The 16,758-nt window shown below is 68.5% G+C and carries 15 protein-coding genes; 13 read left to right on the forward strand and 2 right to left on the reverse strand.

Features of this window, described 5'->3' with window-relative positions:
* Window positions 1-877, reverse strand: an 877-nt coding sequence (locus tag CV1CTNOD_RS09915) for a LysM peptidoglycan-binding domain-containing protein (protein WP_165485420.1), incomplete at its 3' end; no start/stop codon positions are given.
* A 786-nt stretch (window positions 878-1,663) separates the two neighbouring features.
* Here CV1CTNOD_RS09915 and CV1CTNOD_RS09920 point away from each other — a divergent pair.
* Window positions 1,664-2,236: a hypothetical protein gene (locus CV1CTNOD_RS09920; RefSeq protein ID WP_131785830.1), complete on the forward strand. Its 573-nt coding sequence runs from the start codon at window positions 1,664-1,666 to the stop codon at window positions 2,234-2,236.
* Between the two features lie 163 nt (window positions 2,237-2,399).
* Here the strand turns inward: CV1CTNOD_RS09920 and CV1CTNOD_RS09925 are convergent, their stop codons facing one another.
* Complete coding sequence (locus CV1CTNOD_RS09925; RefSeq protein WP_131785831.1) at window positions 2,400-2,657, reverse strand: helix-turn-helix domain-containing protein; 258 nt, start codon at window positions 2,655-2,657, stop codon at window positions 2,400-2,402.
* A 471-nt stretch (window positions 2,658-3,128) separates the two neighbouring features.
* Here CV1CTNOD_RS09925 and CV1CTNOD_RS24610 point away from each other — a divergent pair, with 471 nt between their 5' ends.
* From CV1CTNOD_RS24610 to CV1CTNOD_RS09980, 12 genes are all read left to right on the forward strand, one after another.
* Window positions 3,129-3,266, forward strand: coding sequence for a hypothetical protein (locus CV1CTNOD_RS24610; protein ID WP_165485421.1), 138 nt, complete (start codon window positions 3,129-3,131; stop codon window positions 3,264-3,266).
* Complete coding sequence (locus CV1CTNOD_RS09930; RefSeq protein ID WP_131785832.1) at window positions 3,263-4,078, forward strand: SAF domain-containing protein; 816 nt, start codon at window positions 3,263-3,265, stop codon at window positions 4,076-4,078. The genes CV1CTNOD_RS24610 and CV1CTNOD_RS09930 overlap by 4 nt, the downstream gene beginning before the upstream one ends.
* Complete coding sequence (locus CV1CTNOD_RS09935; RefSeq protein WP_131785833.1) at window positions 4,075-5,391, forward strand: AAA family ATPase; 1,317 nt, start codon at window positions 4,075-4,077, stop codon at window positions 5,389-5,391. Before CV1CTNOD_RS09930 ends, CV1CTNOD_RS09935 begins: the two co-directional genes overlap by 4 nt.
* A gap of 501 nt (window positions 5,392-5,892) precedes the next feature.
* Entirely contained in the window at window positions 5,893-6,387 is a 495-nt protein-coding gene (locus CV1CTNOD_RS09940) for a transcriptional regulator (protein WP_131785834.1), read from the forward strand.
* A 214-nt stretch (window positions 6,388-6,601) separates the two neighbouring features.
* Window positions 6,602-7,612, forward strand: a complete 1,011-nt coding sequence (locus CV1CTNOD_RS09945; protein WP_131785835.1) for a patatin-like phospholipase family protein — start codon at window positions 6,602-6,604, stop codon at window positions 7,610-7,612.
* Between the two features lie 112 nt (window positions 7,613-7,724).
* Entirely contained in the window at window positions 7,725-8,210 is a 486-nt protein-coding gene (locus tag CV1CTNOD_RS09950; protein ID WP_131785836.1) for a DUF6912 family protein, read from the forward strand.
* 128 nt (window positions 8,211-8,338) lie between these two features.
* Entirely contained in the window at window positions 8,339-9,988 is a 1,650-nt protein-coding gene (gene pruA, locus CV1CTNOD_RS09955; protein ID WP_131785837.1) for an L-glutamate gamma-semialdehyde dehydrogenase, read from the forward strand.
* 434 nt (window positions 9,989-10,422) lie between these two features.
* Entirely contained in the window at window positions 10,423-11,952 is a 1,530-nt protein-coding gene (locus tag CV1CTNOD_RS09960) for a hypothetical protein (protein ID WP_131785838.1), read from the forward strand.
* Between the two features lie 1,149 nt (window positions 11,953-13,101).
* The gene (locus CV1CTNOD_RS09965) at window positions 13,102-14,409 is read left to right on the forward strand and encodes a CpaF family protein (RefSeq protein WP_131785839.1); all 1,308 of its coding nucleotides are present in this window, start codon (window positions 13,102-13,104) and stop codon (window positions 14,407-14,409) included.
* Window positions 14,409-15,269 carry a type II secretion system F family protein gene (locus tag CV1CTNOD_RS09970; RefSeq protein WP_131785840.1) on the forward strand — a complete coding sequence of 287 codons (861 nt, stop codon included), beginning with the start codon at window positions 14,409-14,411 and terminating at the stop codon, window positions 15,267-15,269. The genes CV1CTNOD_RS09965 and CV1CTNOD_RS09970 overlap by 1 nt, the downstream gene beginning before the upstream one ends.
* 196 nt (window positions 15,270-15,465) lie before the next feature.
* Window positions 15,466-16,413 (forward strand): type II secretion system F family protein, encoded by a 948-nt coding sequence (locus CV1CTNOD_RS09975; RefSeq protein ID WP_131785841.1) that lies wholly within the window; start codon window positions 15,466-15,468, stop codon window positions 16,411-16,413.
* 73 nt (window positions 16,414-16,486) lie between these two features.
* Window positions 16,487-16,738, forward strand: coding sequence for a hypothetical protein (locus CV1CTNOD_RS09980; RefSeq protein WP_131785842.1), 252 nt, complete (start codon window positions 16,487-16,489; stop codon window positions 16,736-16,738).
* The last annotated feature ends 20 nt before the right edge of the window (window positions 16,739-16,758 follow it).

Below are 16,758 nucleotides of genomic sequence, written 5' to 3' on the forward strand. Positions count from 1 at the left end.
GCCGGGGGTGGGGCGGTTGTAGGTGCTGTCCGGGGAGGATCCTGTCGGGGTCGGAGCCGATCACGTGCTTGTTCGCAGCCCACCACCGTGGCCATTCCTGCGCGATCTGCTCGGCAGTCGCATCCGCTCCGAGGTGGCGGGCCGCGATCGTCCAGAGAGTGTCGCCGCGCAGCACGACAACCATGGAGCTGTCCTGGACCCGGCTGCCCGGCGACGGGTCGGGCCAGGGCGCCTGGACGCCGGGTGACATCGACATGACAGGCGTGGGGGCGGGGACGGAGCGCACTGGCGAGGATGCGGGGTTGGTCGGGTTCGCGGGAGACGGCGTGGTGGCCAATACGTCCGCCGGAGATCCGGTCGGTTCCGGGCTTGATGATCTTATGGATGAACCTGGAGTACCTGCAGGTATCGCGGACGGAGGGGATGGGTCGTACGGGTCGACGTCCGGCCAGGCGGTCGAGGACACGGCGGCCGTGACGGTGGCCGGTCCGGTGACCGCTGTCGGGCTCACCGCCAATGCCGGGGCGGCGGTCCCTGCCGCAAGGGTGATGCCGAGCGCCACCTCGACGATATGGCGCAGGGCCCGGGGCAGGATGCGGCGGGCGACGGTTGCCGCGGCCCGCCCGCCGATGCCGGGCAGCGCAGCCAGCGCGCCCAGGATGAACCCCACGCACAGCCACAGCAGGCAGGCCCATGCGGCGAGGCCGACAACGGTCGTGAGTGCGTGTTCGGGATCGGCCTCGACCCAGTCGGGCACCGCCGAGAGCCCGGACGGAAGATCTGCCCGCCCCGGCCCGACTTCGACCATGATGATCGTCAGTGTCGTTGCGGCGACCGCTCCCGCGAGGAAGACGAGCAGGCGCCGGACGGCTGACATCGGCAACTCCAGTGACCCGGGGACTCGGTCCTTCGGCAGCGCGAGAAAAGCATGATCACGCTACCTGCGGTCCGCTGGTCCGATCGATCTTTTTGAAATGCTTTGTTTGACTACGTTTGCTTGTGTAATCCTCCAAAGAGTTGATGTCAACCTTGATTAGGTGGTTTGCTCGTCGTGCAGGGGCCCGGCGACCCCCGGAACCCGTGCCCGCAACGATCGTCGCGCACCCGGCCCTGGTGACCGTCAGCGGCCACTCCTTCTACGCCGGAGGAAGAGCCGGGGTTCGGGGGGCGGGGCCCGTCCTCGTCGAGATGGTGGCCGCCGGTGCGGTCGCGTCTTTCGGAAGCCTGCCCATGGCGCGGCGGCAGCGGGAAGGTTGTCGTGACCGATGGCGGGAGGAACGAGGCAGTGACCTGTCGGTGACTCGGGAACCTGGGCCTCCGGCAGCGCGCGAGAAGCATGATCGCACTGCCTTCGGCCCTCTGGATGTGCGAAGGCGCGGGGAAGGCGTGAGCCGTCACGCTCGACGGCCGGACCTTCTGGCTGGACACGCCGGACCAGCTCATGTCAGCCTCGTAGCGACCCGGGAATCCAGGCTCCGGTAGCGCCAAAGAAGCATGATCGCACTGCCTCCGGCCTTCTGGCTCGACCAGCATGGACTGTGTTGGCGTATCCGGTTCGCTTCGTTCTGTGCTGGGTGTGTCGCTTCAGCGGGTGTTCGGTCGGCTCTTCCGGCGGACCGGTGCCTGGGAACACGGACCGGTGCCTGGGAACAAAGGGGGGCGGGTGCGCTGGGAGGCACTGTTTGCTGATCTTGAGATGCAGTGGGAGGCGGCCGAGGCGGCTGAGCTCGACTCCGAGCTCATGGACAGGAGCCGGCGCGAGGCCGCGCATCTGCGTCTGATCGACCGTTTGCGTCCGGCGATCGGATCGTCGCTGCGTGTGGGTGTCCAGGCAGCTGGGCGGGAATCCGGCGGTGTCCTGGCCGGACGGCTCACCGCGCTGGGAGTGGACTGGATGCTCCTGCGGGAGCCGGCGGCTCATGAAGTCCTGCTGCCGCTGCGCTGTGTCCTGTGGGTGCACGGGTTGGCCTCGCTGTCGGCTCAGCCGGGCCATGAGGATCCGCTGGCGGTTCGGCTGGATCTGCGCTACGTCCTGCGAGGTGTGGTGCGGGATCGCTCATCGTGTTCGGTCGTGCTGTCGGATGGCACCCCGGTGCGGGGCACGATCGACCGGGTCGGGGTGGACTTCGTCGAGGTGGCCGAGCATCCGGACGACGAGTTCCGCAGGGCGCGGTCGGTACGCGCTGTGCGGACCATTCCGCTGGCCGCGATCGGGTTCGTCCGTCGAACCGTGTGATCCGCTTTTCTTCCGCGGAAGATCGTCGACGGTCCTGGAAGCTCAAAGGCGACGATCATGCTTTTTCGCACTCGGGGTTCCTGCCGGATCCGAGGTCCGGAAGCCGATCTGGGCGGTCCGGGTGGTCCGGGCGGTCCCAGTCTCGACTAGGTCCCGGTCCCGATTAGCCGTGCAGTCCGGGGAGCTCCTCCTCCAGGAGCGCCTCGCCCCGGCCCAGGGGGTTCGCGAGCACGAATGCGCGGGTCTGCTCGTATGCCCGCTGGATGTACGCCTCAAGCTCGGTGCGTTCGATTCGCCACTGTCCGCGTCCGCCGATCTTGATGGCGGGGAGCTCACCTGAGCGGACCAGCGCGTACGTCTGGCTCGACGAGATGTTGAGGATCTCCGCCACATCGCTGAGCTGAAGGAAACGCTCGTTCATCGGTCTGTCTCCCTGGCGATGGATGGGTCGTGTCTCCTGTGTATCAGAGTTGCAGGCTCGGATCGCCTGTGAATGCCTCTACTTGTGGATAACAGGTGCTGTTCGCCTGGAAGGCCAAAAGCAGTGCGGTCACGTTTTTCTCGCGCCGGGGCCCAAGCGCCCTGGGTCACTGGAGGTTCGGGGATTCGAGACCCCAGTGACTCGGGGGCTCGGACCACTGATCGCAGCCTGAAATCAGATCTTGGTCGTGGTGCCGAGGGACCGAGCGGCGTGAAGCGGTGATCCGGAGGCGCTGATCCGAAGCCGGCGATCCGGATGAGGAGATCGTGAAGTGGCGACGTGGGGACGGTGATCGAGCCATGTTGATCCGGAGGAGGGATGTTCCGGCCCGGATCCGGCGATCCGGAAGGCCCTCGTCCGAGACCGCCGTTGCAGACCACGTACCCTCAGCGATCAGGGTGTGCGTCGGACATGTCCGTCATCCGGTCTGCGCCGGGCCACCCGCTGTCCGCCCGCCAGCAGCTCCTGCTCGGCCGCGACGGCGCGATCACGACATCGCCGCCGCCGGCCGGCCTCGAGGGGCACAAGCTACAGGAGGTCCGCCGGTGACCGGCCTCACGCCCGCTGTCGCGGTTTCGGAGAAGCCGGCCGCCCCGCCGTCGCCACCGGCCCGCCGGCTCACCCCGCCGCGCTGGCGGGACTCCCGTCTGCTGGTCGGTGTGCTGCTGGTGCTGGTGTCGGTCGTGGTAGGCGCCCGCCTGTTCGCGACCGCCGACCGCAGCCACGACTGGGTGGCGGCAACCGTGGACCTTCCAGCCGGGCATGTCGTGGTTGCCGCCAACCTCACCACGACCTCGGCACGTCTGCGTTCGACGACCGCGGATCGTTATTTTCCGGGTGAGCGTCGTTCAGCGCTGGTCGGGGCGATGCTCGCCCGCCCGGTGTCGGCCGGGGAACTGCTCAGTGGCGCCGACTTCGTGCGGGACACCGTGAGCCCGACCCGGCTGGTCGCGATCGTCGTCAAGGACGGCAGAGCACCCGCGCTCACTCCAGGCGATCACGTGGACGTCTTCGTCCTGCAACGGTCGGGTATGGCGCCTGCAGGTGCTGCGGCCGCAGGGGCTGCGGGTGCGGGTGCGGGTGCGGCGCAGGCTGCCGGTCAGCCGACTGGGCCGGCGCCGCTCACGCAGAGCGGCAGTGGTAGCACGGAGATCCTTGTGCTGCACGACGTCGAGTTCATCGCACGGGCGACATTGACGGCAGGCTCGTACTCGTTGACGTTACGGGTGCCGGTGGAGCTGGCGATCAATGCGGTGGCGGCGTCCCAGAGCGAACGGGTGGACGTCGTCAAGCTCGAGCGAGGTTCCCGCGGCGAGGTCGGCGCGGTGGGCCCGACCGCTGTGCCGGGATTCGGGCAATGAGCCTGCCGATCCTGACCGCGGTGACCAACTCGGTCGTCGAGTCGGGGCTCGTCACGGCGTTCGACCGCCGCGATCTCGGGGTGACGGTGGTCCGCCGGTGTGTCGATCTGCCCGATCTGCTCGCCGCGGCGACAACGGGTGCGGCGCGGGCGGCGCTGCTGTCGGCGGACCTGCGCCGCCTGGATCGGGATGCGCTGACCCGCCTGGCGGTGGCGGGGGTTGCGGTGGTCGGGCTCATCACGCCTGGGGATGAGGACGGTGAGCGCCGGCTGCGCCAGCTTGGCGTCGCGACGGTGATCGCGACCGACGCGACGGCCGAGGTCGTGGCGTCGGCCGTGGTGGAGGCGGTCCGGGCGCTTACCAATGACGATCATAGTTCCGGGATGCTGCCCGCCGCGTACAGCAAGCCCATGGCCGGTTTTGCCGCGTTGACGCCGGTGGCTGCCCAGCCGGTACCCGACGGTCTTCCCGAACCCGGTGACGGCCGGGTGATCGCCGTCTGGGGGCCGACCGGTGCGCCGGGCCGGACCACCGTGGCTCTGTGTCTGGCCGCCGAACTCGCCGCCATGGGTATGCCGACGCTGCTTATCGACGCAGACGTCTACGGCGCAGCGATCGGGCAGCTGGTGGGGCTGTTGGAGGAGGCACCCGGGCTTGCCGCCGCCGCCCGGGCGGCCAACCAGGGAACCCTCGACGTCCCCCGGCTGGCGGTGCTGTGCCGGGACCTTGGCGGGGGGCTGCGGATCCTGCCGGGAATCGCCCGTCCGTCGCGCTGGCCGGAGCTGCGTCCGGCGTCGGTGGAGGTCGTGCTCGCCCTGGCGCGACGGCTGGCGAGCTTCGTTGTCGTCGACTGCGGCTTCTGCCTGGAGATGGACGAGGAGCTGTCGTTCGACACCTCCGCTCCGCGGCGCAACGGCGCGACCCAGGTGATACTCGGCGCGGCCGACACCGTCCTGGCCGTGGCGTCCGCGGAACCGGTCGGGCTGGTGCGGTTCGTCCGCGGTCTGGCCGACCTGCGCGAAACCGTGCCCGGTGCGGATCCGTGGATCGTGGTGAACCGGTTGCGCGCCTCGGCGATCGGTAAGGACGCCCGCCGTGAGGTCGCCAGGGCGATGGTGCGCCATGTCGGTATGGAACCGGTGGCCCTGATACCGCTCGACATCGCGGCGATGGACACCGCGCAGGCTGCCGGTCAGTTGCTGCGGGACGTCGCTGCGCAGTCGCCGGCCAGGCTGGCGATCAGCGAACTGGCCGCGCGGGTGGCGGGGCGCCCGGTGCGCGGACGTCGCCGACGTTCGACCGCCCGCCGTTGACGATCCGCGCCGGTGGGGCCGCGCCGGTGGGACCGCGGAGGTCGTCGCAAACGGTCTGTGCAGGGGTCCGGTTGCCGCTTGGTCTCGTAGAGCCCCTCCCGCCAATCCTATACGAAGCGTGACCGATAAAGGCGACCTGACTGTGCCGGAAATGTCGTTTTTACGGAGAAATCTTTCTTTAATCGTCCAGCGGAACGGTTACGGACTGCGGTTCCTGGGCAGTCTGTCTGGGTGACTGATCGTAGGGATAAGATAGCGGTTCGCAATCATCTCGCTGTTCGGAGTGTGGAGCGGACGCCGCTCGTGTGGATTTCACTCCTGGCGAGGGAAGTGATCTTACGAGAAGTAGTGATCGTGACAGAAGGGTCACTACTTGCATTAATCAAATGTAGCTATCCTTTTCGGGTAACGTTCAGTTAGTGTGAGCACCTGCGTCACCGCAGTGGTGGGAGCAATAAATGATCACCAAGTGCTCTGTTGAGGCGACGGGGGGTGTATCGGGTGAGTCGGGAGTACGCGAAGGCCGTGGGAGCTCGTCTCCGGGCCATACGGATCCAGCAGGGATTGTCGTTGCAAGGCGTGGAGCAGAAGTCACGCGGACGATGGAAGACCGCGGCGGTCGGCTCCTACGAGCGCGGCGACCGGATGATCAGCGTTCACCAGCTGTCGGAACTTGCCGCGTTCTACGGCGTTCCGGTCTCGGCGCTGCTGCCGGAGGAGGAGGCGCTGCCTCCGCGCGAGCACCGGCACCGCACCGTCCTCAACCTGAAGAAACTCGCTGAGGCCCCGCCTGACTCGTCCGCGCTGGTGCGTCGCTGGGTGGCGCAGATACAGCGCCAGCGCGACGACTACGCCGGGCAGGTCCTGTCCATCCGGGACGGCGATCTGAGGGCACTGGCCCTCCTACACGACACCACCCCGCAGGAGTTCTCCGAACGGCTGCGGGGATGGGGCGTGCTCGAGACGAATTTCGGTGAGGAGGAGGCCTCCGAGTAGGACGTTGCCGCGCCGGACGCCCTGACATCGTCACCTCGACGGTGTCGGTTCCTGGGCAGCGTCGGTCCCTGACGGTGCCGCATGGCGAGATGGCGCGGTGGCCAGCCACGAGAGCGTGCACGGCGGATGTTGTGTCCCGAACCGCCGGCATGATCCCTTCACCGGCGGTGGAGGGCGTGTATCAGGGATCGTGACGCACAGCAGGAGGTGGCTGATGGCTGGCAGACGGCTTCCCCGTCGCGGACTGATACTGGGCGCTGGGGGCGTGCTTGGGTCGGCGTGGATGATAGGCGCCCTCCGCGCCTATGAAGAATCAACCGGTATCGACGTCCGCGGCATGGACATGACTGTCGGCACCTCCGCCGGGTCGGTGCTGGCAGCTCTGATCGGCCTCGGCACCAGTGTCGAAACGATGGTCAACTCCGAGTACGGCCGGCCCCTGTTCGGCGATCCGGTCCTCGACTACACCCGGCTCGGTTCGACCCTTCCCCCGCGGCCACGGATGCGCATCGGTTCCCGTCGGCTGCTTGCCGTCTCGGCTCGCCACCCGCGCAGCGTGACCCCGCTGGTGGCTTTGGTTTCCCTGCTCCCGCAAGGCCGTGGAACGTTGGCCGCCGTCGGTGATCTGGTGTCCTCCGTGGGTTCCAATGTGACCACATGGCCGACCCCCGCACCGCTGTGGATCGTCGCGATGGACTACGACACCGGGACGCGGGTCGTGTTCGGCTCGCCGGGTGCGCCCCGGGCGTCGATCGCCGAGGCCGTGATGGCGTCGTGCGCGATCCCGTCGTGGTATGCGCCTGTCGTCATCGACGGACGACCCTACGTCGACGGTGGAACGCGTTCGCCAACGTCCGTGGACCTGCTGATCAACGCCGGTCTCGACGAGGTCCTGGTGCTCGCTCCCGCCTGTTCGTTAGCCTTCGACCAGCCCCGGGGAGCGTTGGCACGGATCGAACGCCAGATGCGGCGGTTGGCGACCCGGGTGCTGGTACGGGAGACCGAACTGCTGCGGGCCGCGGGAACGAAGGTCACGGTGATCTGTCCGGGACCGGAGGATCTGAAGATCATCGGAGGCAACGTCATGGACCTGACCCGCCGGCAGGAGGTTTTCCAGACCTCGCTGCGAACGAGCGCAGCGGCGCTGGCAATGGCAGCCGCCGGGGTACCGAGTCCGAGTACCGGGACGTCCACTGTCGACGATCACCTGGCAGCCGCCGGCTGACCTGCCCGCGGTGTGACCCACCCGAGGATGACCCCGCACGGACCCGCCACCTCTACCGCCCCTGCCGCGCCCGGCGCAAAGGCCGTCGACCACCTCACGGCACACTGGCATCGTGCGCGTCTACCTGCCGTCAACGCTGTCGGCTGCTCGGGTTGTCCTTGCGGATCGGATGGTTCCGGTGGGACTCGGCTTCGCGGTCACCCCCGCCGTGCGGGAGTGGTACGCCCGTTCCGACATCGAGGAGATGGAGTACGCGCTCCTCCTCGACGCGGCTCGCGCGAGCCTGCGGCTGCTCGACGCCGACCCGAGTGTGCCTCGACGGCGGGTGGTCTTCGCCGTAGACGTCGACGATCGCGACGTCCGGATCAGAAACGACCTTGACCGGGGAGTTGTCGAGATCCGCAGGCCCGTGCCCCTGGCTGCCGTCCGGGCCGTCCATGTGGACGACGTCGACGCCGAGGCCGCCGTTGCAGCGGCAGCGGCTGCGGTCGTGGAGGCCGACTTCGGCGGTGACGACGCGGCGTTCGTGGTGGATGCCGCTGACGGGTACGAGCTGCTCTGGTATGCCACGCAGGAGCTGGCGGACTTTTTCCAGTAGAGCGATCATGCTTCTTGCGCGCTGCTGGGAGGCCTGGGTTTCCTGGTCTGAGACTGCTTGAGGACGGGGTGTTGCGAGCCGGGCGGCCCGCTTCTCGAGCGTTCCCAGCGGTCGGAGGGTGGGTTCGGATGGATGCCGTCGTTGTTGTCCCGAAACCGGTCAACGAGCCGGTCCGTGACTATGCTCCGGGCAGCTCGCAGCGCGCCAGCCTGCGAGCGGCGCTGGAACGGATGGCGGGGGAGCCTACCGAGCTACCCTTGATGATCGCGGGGGAGGCTCGGCCTGGTGCCGGCGAGCCGTTCGAGGTCGTGGCCCCGCACCGGCACGCGCTGGTGCTGGGCGCGGGACGGGCTGCGGCACCCGGCGACGTCGCCGACGCGGTGGACGCGGCGCTGGCGGCAGGCCCCGGCTGGCGGGCGCTGTCCCAGGAAGACCGGGCCGCGGTGTTTCTGCGGGCAGCCGAGCTCCTTGCGGGGCAGTGGCGGGACGCTCTCAACGCCGCGACCATGCTCGGGCAGAGCAAGAGCTGCTACCAGGCGGAGATCGACGCGGCCTGTGAGCTGATCGACTTCTGGCGTTTCAACGTCGCCTCCGCCCGCGAGATCGTCGCCGGGCAGCCGGCCTCGGCCGCCGGGACGTGGAACCGCATGGACTACCGTCCCCTGGAGGGGTTCGTCCTCGCGGTGACACCGTTCAACTTCACCTCGATCGCGGCGAACCTGCCGACCGCTCCGGCGATCATGGGTAACACGGTGGTCTGGAAGCCGAGCCCGACCCAGCAGCTCGCTGCTCACCACACCATGTCGCTGCTGGTGGCGGCGGGTCTTCCGCCAGGAGTGATCAATATGGTCACCGGGGACGGCGCGGCGGTCTCGGCGGTGGCGTTGCGGCACCGGGAGCTCGCCGGGGTGCACTTCACCGGATCGACGGCTACCTTCCGTACGATGTGGCGGACGGTCGCCGAGGGGATCGACGGTTACCGTGACTACCCGCGACTGGTCGGCGAGACCGGCGGCAAGAACTTCGTCGTGGCCCACCCCAGCGCCGATCCGGACGCGCTCGTTGTCGCGCTGGTCCGGGGCGCCTTCGAGTACCAGGGGCAGAAGTGCTCGGCGGCGTCCCGCGCCTACCTGCCCGCCTCGCTGTGGCGGTCGAGCCTGCGTGACCGGCTGGTCGCGGAGACCGCGGCGCTGACCCACGGCGATGTGTCCGACCTGAGCCTTTTCGGCGGGGCAGTGATCGACCGGCGGGCCTTCGACCGGCTGTCGGCCCTGCTCGCACGCCTGCGCGCTGACCCGGCGGTGTCGGTGCTGGTCGGTGGAGGCGCCCACGACGGGATCGGCTTCTTCGTGGAGCCGACGGTTGTCGTGTGCGCAGACCCCGCGCACGAGGTGTTCACGTCCGAGTACTTCGGACCCATACTCGCTGTGCATATCTACGACGATGGTCCGGATCGGTCCGGTTCAGAGGCTTTTGCCTCGGCATTGCGGGATGTCGCGGACTTCTCGTCCTACGGGCTGACCGGTGCGGTTTTCGGCCGGGATCGCAGCGCGCTTGCCTCAGCCACTGACGAGTTGCGGTACGGCGCCGGAAACTTCTACATCAATGACAAACCGACCGGTGCGGTGGTGGGCCAGCAGCCGTTCGGCGGGTCGCGCGCGAGCGGCACCAATGACAAGGCCGGCTCCGCGCTGAATCTGCTGCGGTGGGTCTCCCCCCGGGTACTCAAGGAGACTTTCGACCCGCCGCAACGGGTTGCCTACCCCCACATGGGCTGAGGGACTGTCCGGTTCGGGCGGTGCAGTACCGGTTCCGGTGGCGTCGCGCTGTTTGACAGGGCTGTTCCGGTCGTGGCGGACACTCAGACCACGCCCGTCACCTGTTGGTCGTCCGGTTGGAACTGGACGTTCGGAACATGGCTGTGGAATGGTTCTATACGGGATAGCCTCGGAGATGTTCCCGCCGGGGTCGCCGGTGAACGTACTCGGTGTGATCGACTGCGTCGACAGCGCCATGCGCGTATTGGTTTGCCGCCACCCGGAAAGATCGTAATCGTGCTTCACGATACTTTTGTGATGGATTCAGGATGTGTCCGGTGCGCCCATGGAGGACTTTCGTGGCCATGATGGGATCCTCGAACGATGTCGGAGGCTGTCACCCGTATCGGTGTGGATCTCCGCAGGGCGCACCGTGGGAAGGATGCTGATCACTCGTGCTCTACCTCGCCGGCCAGATCCTGGTGCTCATGCTGGCGGCGCTGGCCATCGGTGCGCTGCTGACATGGGTGTTCCTCCTCGGCCCCATACATCGCCGGGTCGAGGAGATACGGCGTGCCATCCCGGCTGCCCCCGGTCCACCCGAGCCGGAGCTGGCCGGCGGTGAGGCCGTGCAGGGTCATGTCGCATTGCGTGTGCGCGGCCACGATCCGGATGCCGCCGGGGCCGAGGTCGCCGAGGCTGAGGTCGGACCGTCGGCCGGTGGCGTTGACACGGGCTCCGCCGCGGTCACGCAACCGAGCGCGCGGTCACGGCGCCAGCAGGACGAGCGCCAGCAGGACGAGTGGGTGGTGGAGAAGGCGGCGCTCACGGCCCGCCTGGCAGCCGCCGAGCAGCAGGCGGCCGAGTCCGAGCAGCGGGTCGCCGCTGCCGAGCGGCAGGCCGCGGTGGCCGGCCGCAGGGTGCAGGTGCTCGAGGAAGCTCTCGCGCAGGCCGAGGAACTGGCTGAAACCGGGGCGCCGGAGGTCGAGGAGCCGGGTGAAGCCGTGCTGCCAGGTGGGGCCGTGGTGCCGGATGCCGAGGCCGTCCAGGCACTCGCGGCCGAGGCCGCGCAGCTGCGGGCACAGCTCGCCGAGGCCGAGGGACGCGCCGCGAAGTTCTCCTCCCGGCTGGCGATGGCACGCACCGAGGCCGAGCACGCCCAGCGTCAGGTCGCCACCCTGACGACCAGGCTTGATCGCCATCAGGCCGAGTGGGCCGCGGAAAAGGTCCGGCTGCTCGCCCAGATGAGTGAGGCCGAGGAGCCGGTGGCTGTCTCCGACCGCATGGACGCCGACCGCGCCAAACCCGATCTCTTGGATGTCGATCACGTCGAACCGGACCGCCCGGATTCCGGCTATCGGGATTCCAACCGCGCGGATGCCAACCGTCCGGACGCTCCGCTCGCCCGCGAGCCGGTTGCCGGCGAGACCGCTACGGCAGGTCACCCGGATACCGGCGTTGGCGGCGGGGACACCAGCCCCGAGGAGGACCCCGGTGATTTCGGTTCCCTCAAGGTCCGGGAGGCCCAGGTCCCCGAGTTGCTCGAGGAAGATCCGGCTGTTGCCGGCGCCGTGCCGGTGCTCACCGCCCGGCTCGTCCCGGGTATGCAGCCGGACCATCACTCCCCGGGCGCTGTACCCCTGGGTACGTCCTCTCCGGGTACCTTCCCCGGTGCGTTGCCGGGCTCGGTCGCGCTGGCCAGGCTGGCCTCGGCGTCCGGCGGATCCGGCTCCTTCCCGCCGGCCGCTGCGGTGCAGGGCGCTCGTCAGGACAATCTTAAGGAGATCGTCGGGATTGGCCCGGTCCTGGAGGCGCGGCTGCATGCGCTTGGCATCGTGAGCTTCCGCCAGCTCGCCGACCTCGACGAGGACGGGGTCGGCTGGCTCGGCTGCGTCCTGGACGGGTTCGGTGACCGGATCGTCTCGGACGACTGGGTGGGCCAGGCCGGTTCCCTGTACGAACGTCACCATCATGGGCGGGTCTAGAGCGTTGGCCAAGTACCGCAGATCCGCTCCGAAGCCGATCGATGATCACTAGATCATGATTACGGTGCAGGCCTCGCACTCGGACACGGCGTTCTAGGTCGCGTCCGCAGGGCGTCACCGTATGTTATTGAGTGTTCGGCTGCCGTCGGGTTACGGCGGGGATCTCCGCAGGATGCGCAGCACGCTTCTACCCATTCCCCGGGAGGCTGCCCGCGGCGATTCCGGTAGGGTTGCGTCGGCGCCGGCTGGCAGGAATGCGACGGCTGGACATGTCGGTCACGAATACGGCCACGGGACGGTTTGGGACGGCGGTCGCGAATATTTCCGGCCGGTATCGAAATCGGCGTCGAACGATTTCGACGTGTCCTGCTCACCCATCTTCTCGGACGCCGTCCAGGCCGCACTTCGGGTACTGCTCGGCGGGTCAGAAAATGATCCAGTTGTTTTTAGAACACCCGGGTCTGCACGTCAACCCATATCGGTCGTGAACGCAGCACGGTGCTGACCCGCTGGCGCCGGTTGCCGGATCCGGCCATGCGGCCGGCGGGTCGGAATATTTCCCGCCGGTTACGATCCGTCCCGTGAATGTCTGGTCGACCTGTGCCGCCGGGATACGGATGTGTGCGGACCGGCGTTGGCGTCCGGCGTGCGCTGGAATGAGTTCCGGGCGTTTCCCGCCAGCGGGAGGGTATTGTTGCCGGTCCGGAACGGCTTGGCCGGCAAAGGTTGCTCCAGGTGGTTTCCCGGCTCGTCGGCTGCTTTCTCGTGCAGCGGTCAACCATCGGGTCATTGGATACAGAGAGTAGCGATCGTTCGGCTGAATATATGATCATTTCCTTCTGGCGTCGGGTTCTCCATGGCCCGATGCGGATGGGGTACGGCGGTCGTGCGAATATTGTCGCCAGGCGTCCGGCTGGGCCGAAGGCGGTGCGATCTTGTTTTTTGCACCGCCGGAGGCCGAGAGGCGGGTATGGCGGCCGAAGGCGGTGCGATCTTGCTTTTCGTACAGCCGGAGGCCGGAGGGGCACGGGGGTCAGCTGCTTGATTCGATGCGATCTTCTTTCTACGCTTCGTAGTAATTGTCTGGGCCGTGGCGGTCCGAACGCATAACCAGAGGATCGGTCTTCTGTGGCGGCACGCGGTGACTGGATGGATGCCACTTCACTCATCGAGGGTGAAGTGCGCGAACTCGTCCGGCGCCGTTCCCTTGACCCGGTTCAGGAACCCAGCCGCATACGCCAGCTCGTCGAGGACGTCCTCGGTGAATACGAGGAACGTGCGCTCACCAGCGATCTGCCTCCGATTGTCGATCGCGCCACCACCGCCCGGCTCGTCCACGATGCGGTCGCCGGATTCGGGGCGTTGCAGCGCCATCTCGACGACCCGACCGTGGAAGAAATCTGGATCAACGAGCCTGGTCGGGTTTTCGTCGCCCGGAACGGACGCAGCGAGCTGACCACGACGATCCTGACCGCAGACGGGGTCGCGGACCTGGTCGAACGGATGCTGAAGAGCTCCGGGCGGCGGGTGGACCTGTCCACCCCGTTCGTGGACGCCATGCTGCCGGATGGCTCGCGCCTGCACGTGGTTATCCCCGACGTCACCCGGGCCCACTGGTCGGTCAACATCCGCAAGTTCGTCCTGTCCGCGGCCGGCCTGGAGGAACTGGTCGCCCTGTCCACGATCACCGCGTCGGCCGCCGCCTTCCTGGAGGCCGCCGTGGTGTCCGGGCTGAACATCATTGTCGCCGGCGGGACGCAGGCCGGGAAGACGACGATGCTAAACTGCCTGGGCTCGGCGATTCCCGGGCGGGAGCGCGTCATCTCCTGTGAGGAGGTCTTCGAGCTCAAGCTGCGGGCACCGGACTGGGTTGCGATGCAGACCCGCCAGGCCAACCTGGAGGGCACCGGGGAGATCCGGCTCCGGCGTCTGATCAAGGAAGCGCTGCGGATGCGCCCGGACCGGATCATCGTGGGCGAGGTCCGGCAGGAGGAAGCCCTCGACCTGCTCATCGCGCTCAACTCGGGCCTGCCCGGTATGTGCAGCCTGCACGCGAACTCGGCCCGCGAGGCGGTCACCAAGCTGTGCACCCTGCCGTTGCTGGCCGGGGAGAACGTCAGCCACGCCTTTGTGGTGCCGACGGTCGCCGCGAGCGTGGACCTCGTCGTCCACCTGGCCAAGGACGTCCATGGACGGCGACGCGTCACCGAGATCGTCTCGCTGCCCGGGCGTACCGAGGGGGACGTCATCGAGATCGCCCAGATCTACCGGTCGCACGGCAACGTCCTGGTGCGCGCCGACGGCTACCCCCCGCACGCCGAACGGTTCGCGCGTGCCGGCTACGACCTGCCCGCGCTGCTTGCCGCGACCGACCGTGAGTGCTCCGAGCGGATCCCGCTGGCTGAGCGGACCCCGCCGGGTGAACGGACCTGGGCTGAGATCGGGGGAGAGCGCTGATGGGCATCTTCCTCGGTCTACTCCTCGGACTCGGCCTGTTCCTCATCGTCACCAGTAACCGTCCCCGCGTCCGGCACGACCCCGGCACCGCCAAATGGCGGGTGCGCACCAGGGAGCTTCTTGCTCAGGCGGGCATCCCGGGGGTCAGCCCCGACCAGTTCCTCATGATCAGCATTGGGGTCGGGCTGCTGGTCGGCCTGCTCGTCCTCGCCTTCACCGCCACCTGGTCGCTGGCCGGGGCGTTCTTCGTCTTCGCCGCCCTGCTGCCGCGGGCGATGGTGGTACGGCGCCGGCGCACACGCATGCACGACCTGCGGGAGCTGTGGCCGGACGTCGTGGACAACCTGGCCAGCGCCGTACGGGCGGGGATGTCCCTGCCGGAGGGGCTTGCGTCGGTGGGTGTGCGCGGCCCGGTCCCGCTGCGTCCCGCGTTCACCCGCTTCGGCGAGGACTACCGGGCGACCGGCTCCTTCTCGGCGAGCCTGGACCGGCTCGCCGACGACCTCGCCGACCCGATCGCCGACCGGATCATCGAGTCGTTGCGGATGGCCCGGGAAGTAGGCGGCACCGACCTCGGCCGGCTGCTGCGGACGCTGTCGACGTTCCTGCGGGAGGACGCGCGAACCCGCGCCGAACTGGAGACTCGGCAGAGCTGGACGGTCAATGCCGCCCGGCTCGCGCTCGGGGCACCGTGGGTCGTCCTGCTGATGCTGGCGACCCGGGGGGAGACTGTGCGCGCCTACGACAGCCCGACCGGTGTCGCCGTGCTCGTGGTCGGTGGCGGGGTGTCGGTGCTGGCGTACCTGCTCATGAAGTGGATCGGACGGCTGCCCGAGGAAGGCCGGGTGCTGCGCCCATGAGAATCCCGGGAGGGGCGGGCGAGCGTCCTGCGACCGGCGGTCCCCGCGAATGCCGCCCTTGCAAGCCTCGTCTGCGCGAGCGTCCGGTGAGCCCGCGTCCGGTGAGCCGCACTGCGGACCCGCGGCCTGCAAGCCTGCATCCGGTGAGCGGTCCTGCGAGCCCGTTTCCTGCGGGTGCCGGCCTTGTGAGCCTCCGGTGAGCCCGGCCGCGACCGGCGCCCTGATCGGTCTACTCACCGGAGTCGGGCTGGTCATCGTCGTCCGGCGGTCGCCGATCGTCCGGCGGATCCGTCTGGCCGACCGGATGGATCCTTACCTGCGCGACACCCCGTTGCAGTCCCGGCTGCTCGCCGACCGCCCGCGAACCACGATGTCGTCCCGCAGCGGTCTGGAGGAGCTGCTGCGGCCCTTCGTACACGACACGGCCCGGCGGCTCGACCGTTTCCTCGGTGGGCGTGCCGCCCTGGCCCGGCGCCTGACCCAGGCGGGCGGACGGACGTCCATCGAGGAGTTCAGGATCCATCAGGTGATCTGCGCCGCGGTCGGCGCGCTCCTCGGCGCGTTTCTGCTGCTCCTCCGGGCGATTACAGGCGTCGGACCGCCGCCGATCGTCGGCGTCGCCATGGTCGTCGCGGGTGTTGCGGGCGGGATCGTCGCCCGGGACTGGTGGCTGACGCGCGCGATCCGGGAACGCGAGGAACGGATACTGATCGAGTTCCCGACCGTGGCCGAGTTGCTCGCGCTCGCGGTGACCGCCGGGGAAAGTCCGATCGGCGCGTTGGAACGGGTGAGCCGGCTCTCCCACGGGGAGCTCGGCCATGAACTGCGGCTGGCTCTCGCGGACGCCCGCGCCGGAGCCACCCTGGTCCAGGCCCTCGAGGGCATGGCCACCCGCACGACGGTGCCGTCGCTGGCCCGGTTCGTCGACGGCATGGCCGTGGCCATCGAGCGCGGTACGCCGCTGGCGGAGGTCCTGCGGGCACAGGCGGTCGACGTCCGTGAGGCGGGCAAACGCCAGCTGCTGGAAGCCGGCGGCCGCAAGGAGATCGCGATGATGGTGCCGGTCGTGTTCTTCGTCCTGCCGACCACTGTGATCTTCGCTTTCTATCCGGCGCTGGTGAGTCTTTCCTTCAGCGCCCAATGATTTTATCCAGTGATTTTGCCAGTGATTTTTCAGTGTCCGATGATTGTTTGAATATCCGAAGGAGTTGTCGGCCGTGCGTGTGTTCGCGATGTTCGTGAGCCGCTGGGTTCAGGAGCGGGAGAAGGTGTCTCGGGCCGTCGGTGACGCGGGAGCTGGGCGGGCCCGCCGCAACCGCAGGGACCGCTGTGACCGCGGGGACGTGCCCGGCTGGGTCATGGTCACCGTCATGACGGCAGCCCTGGTCGTCGCCCTGATGGCGGTCGCCGTGCCCCAGCTGCGGGATGTCTTCACCAATGCGATCGACTCCGTGGTCAGCGGCGGCTGACCGCGCCGGGTTCCTCGCGT

The sequence above is a fragment of the Protofrankia symbiont of Coriaria ruscifolia genome, from assembly GCF_900634745.1.
Classification (GTDB): domain Bacteria; phylum Actinomycetota; class Actinomycetes; order Frankiales; family Frankiaceae; genus Protofrankia; species Protofrankia californiensis.

Excerpts from the sequence above, each read along its gene's own strand:
- CV1CTNOD_RS09925 (WP_131785831.1), bottom strand. The coding sequence starts at position 2,657 with ATGAACGAGCGTTTCCTTCAGCTCAGCGATGTGGCGGAGATCCTCAAC.
- CV1CTNOD_RS24610 (WP_165485421.1), top strand. The coding sequence starts at position 3,129 with ATGTCCGTCATCCGGTCTGCGCCGGGCCACCCGCTGTCCGCCCGCCAG.
- CV1CTNOD_RS09935 (WP_131785833.1), top strand. The coding sequence starts at position 4,075 with ATGAGCCTGCCGATCCTGACCGCGGTGACCAACTCGGTCGTCGAGTCG.
- CV1CTNOD_RS09945 (WP_131785835.1), top strand. The coding sequence starts at position 6,602 with ATGGCTGGCAGACGGCTTCCCCGTCGCGGACTGATACTGGGCGCTGGG.
- pruA (WP_131785837.1), top strand. The coding sequence starts at position 8,339 with ATGGATGCCGTCGTTGTTGTCCCGAAACCGGTCAACGAGCCGGTCCGT.
- CV1CTNOD_RS09965 (WP_131785839.1), top strand. The coding sequence starts at position 13,102 with ATGGATGCCACTTCACTCATCGAGGGTGAAGTGCGCGAACTCGTCCGG.
- CV1CTNOD_RS09970 (WP_131785840.1), top strand. The coding sequence starts at position 14,409 with ATGGGCATCTTCCTCGGTCTACTCCTCGGACTCGGCCTGTTCCTCATC.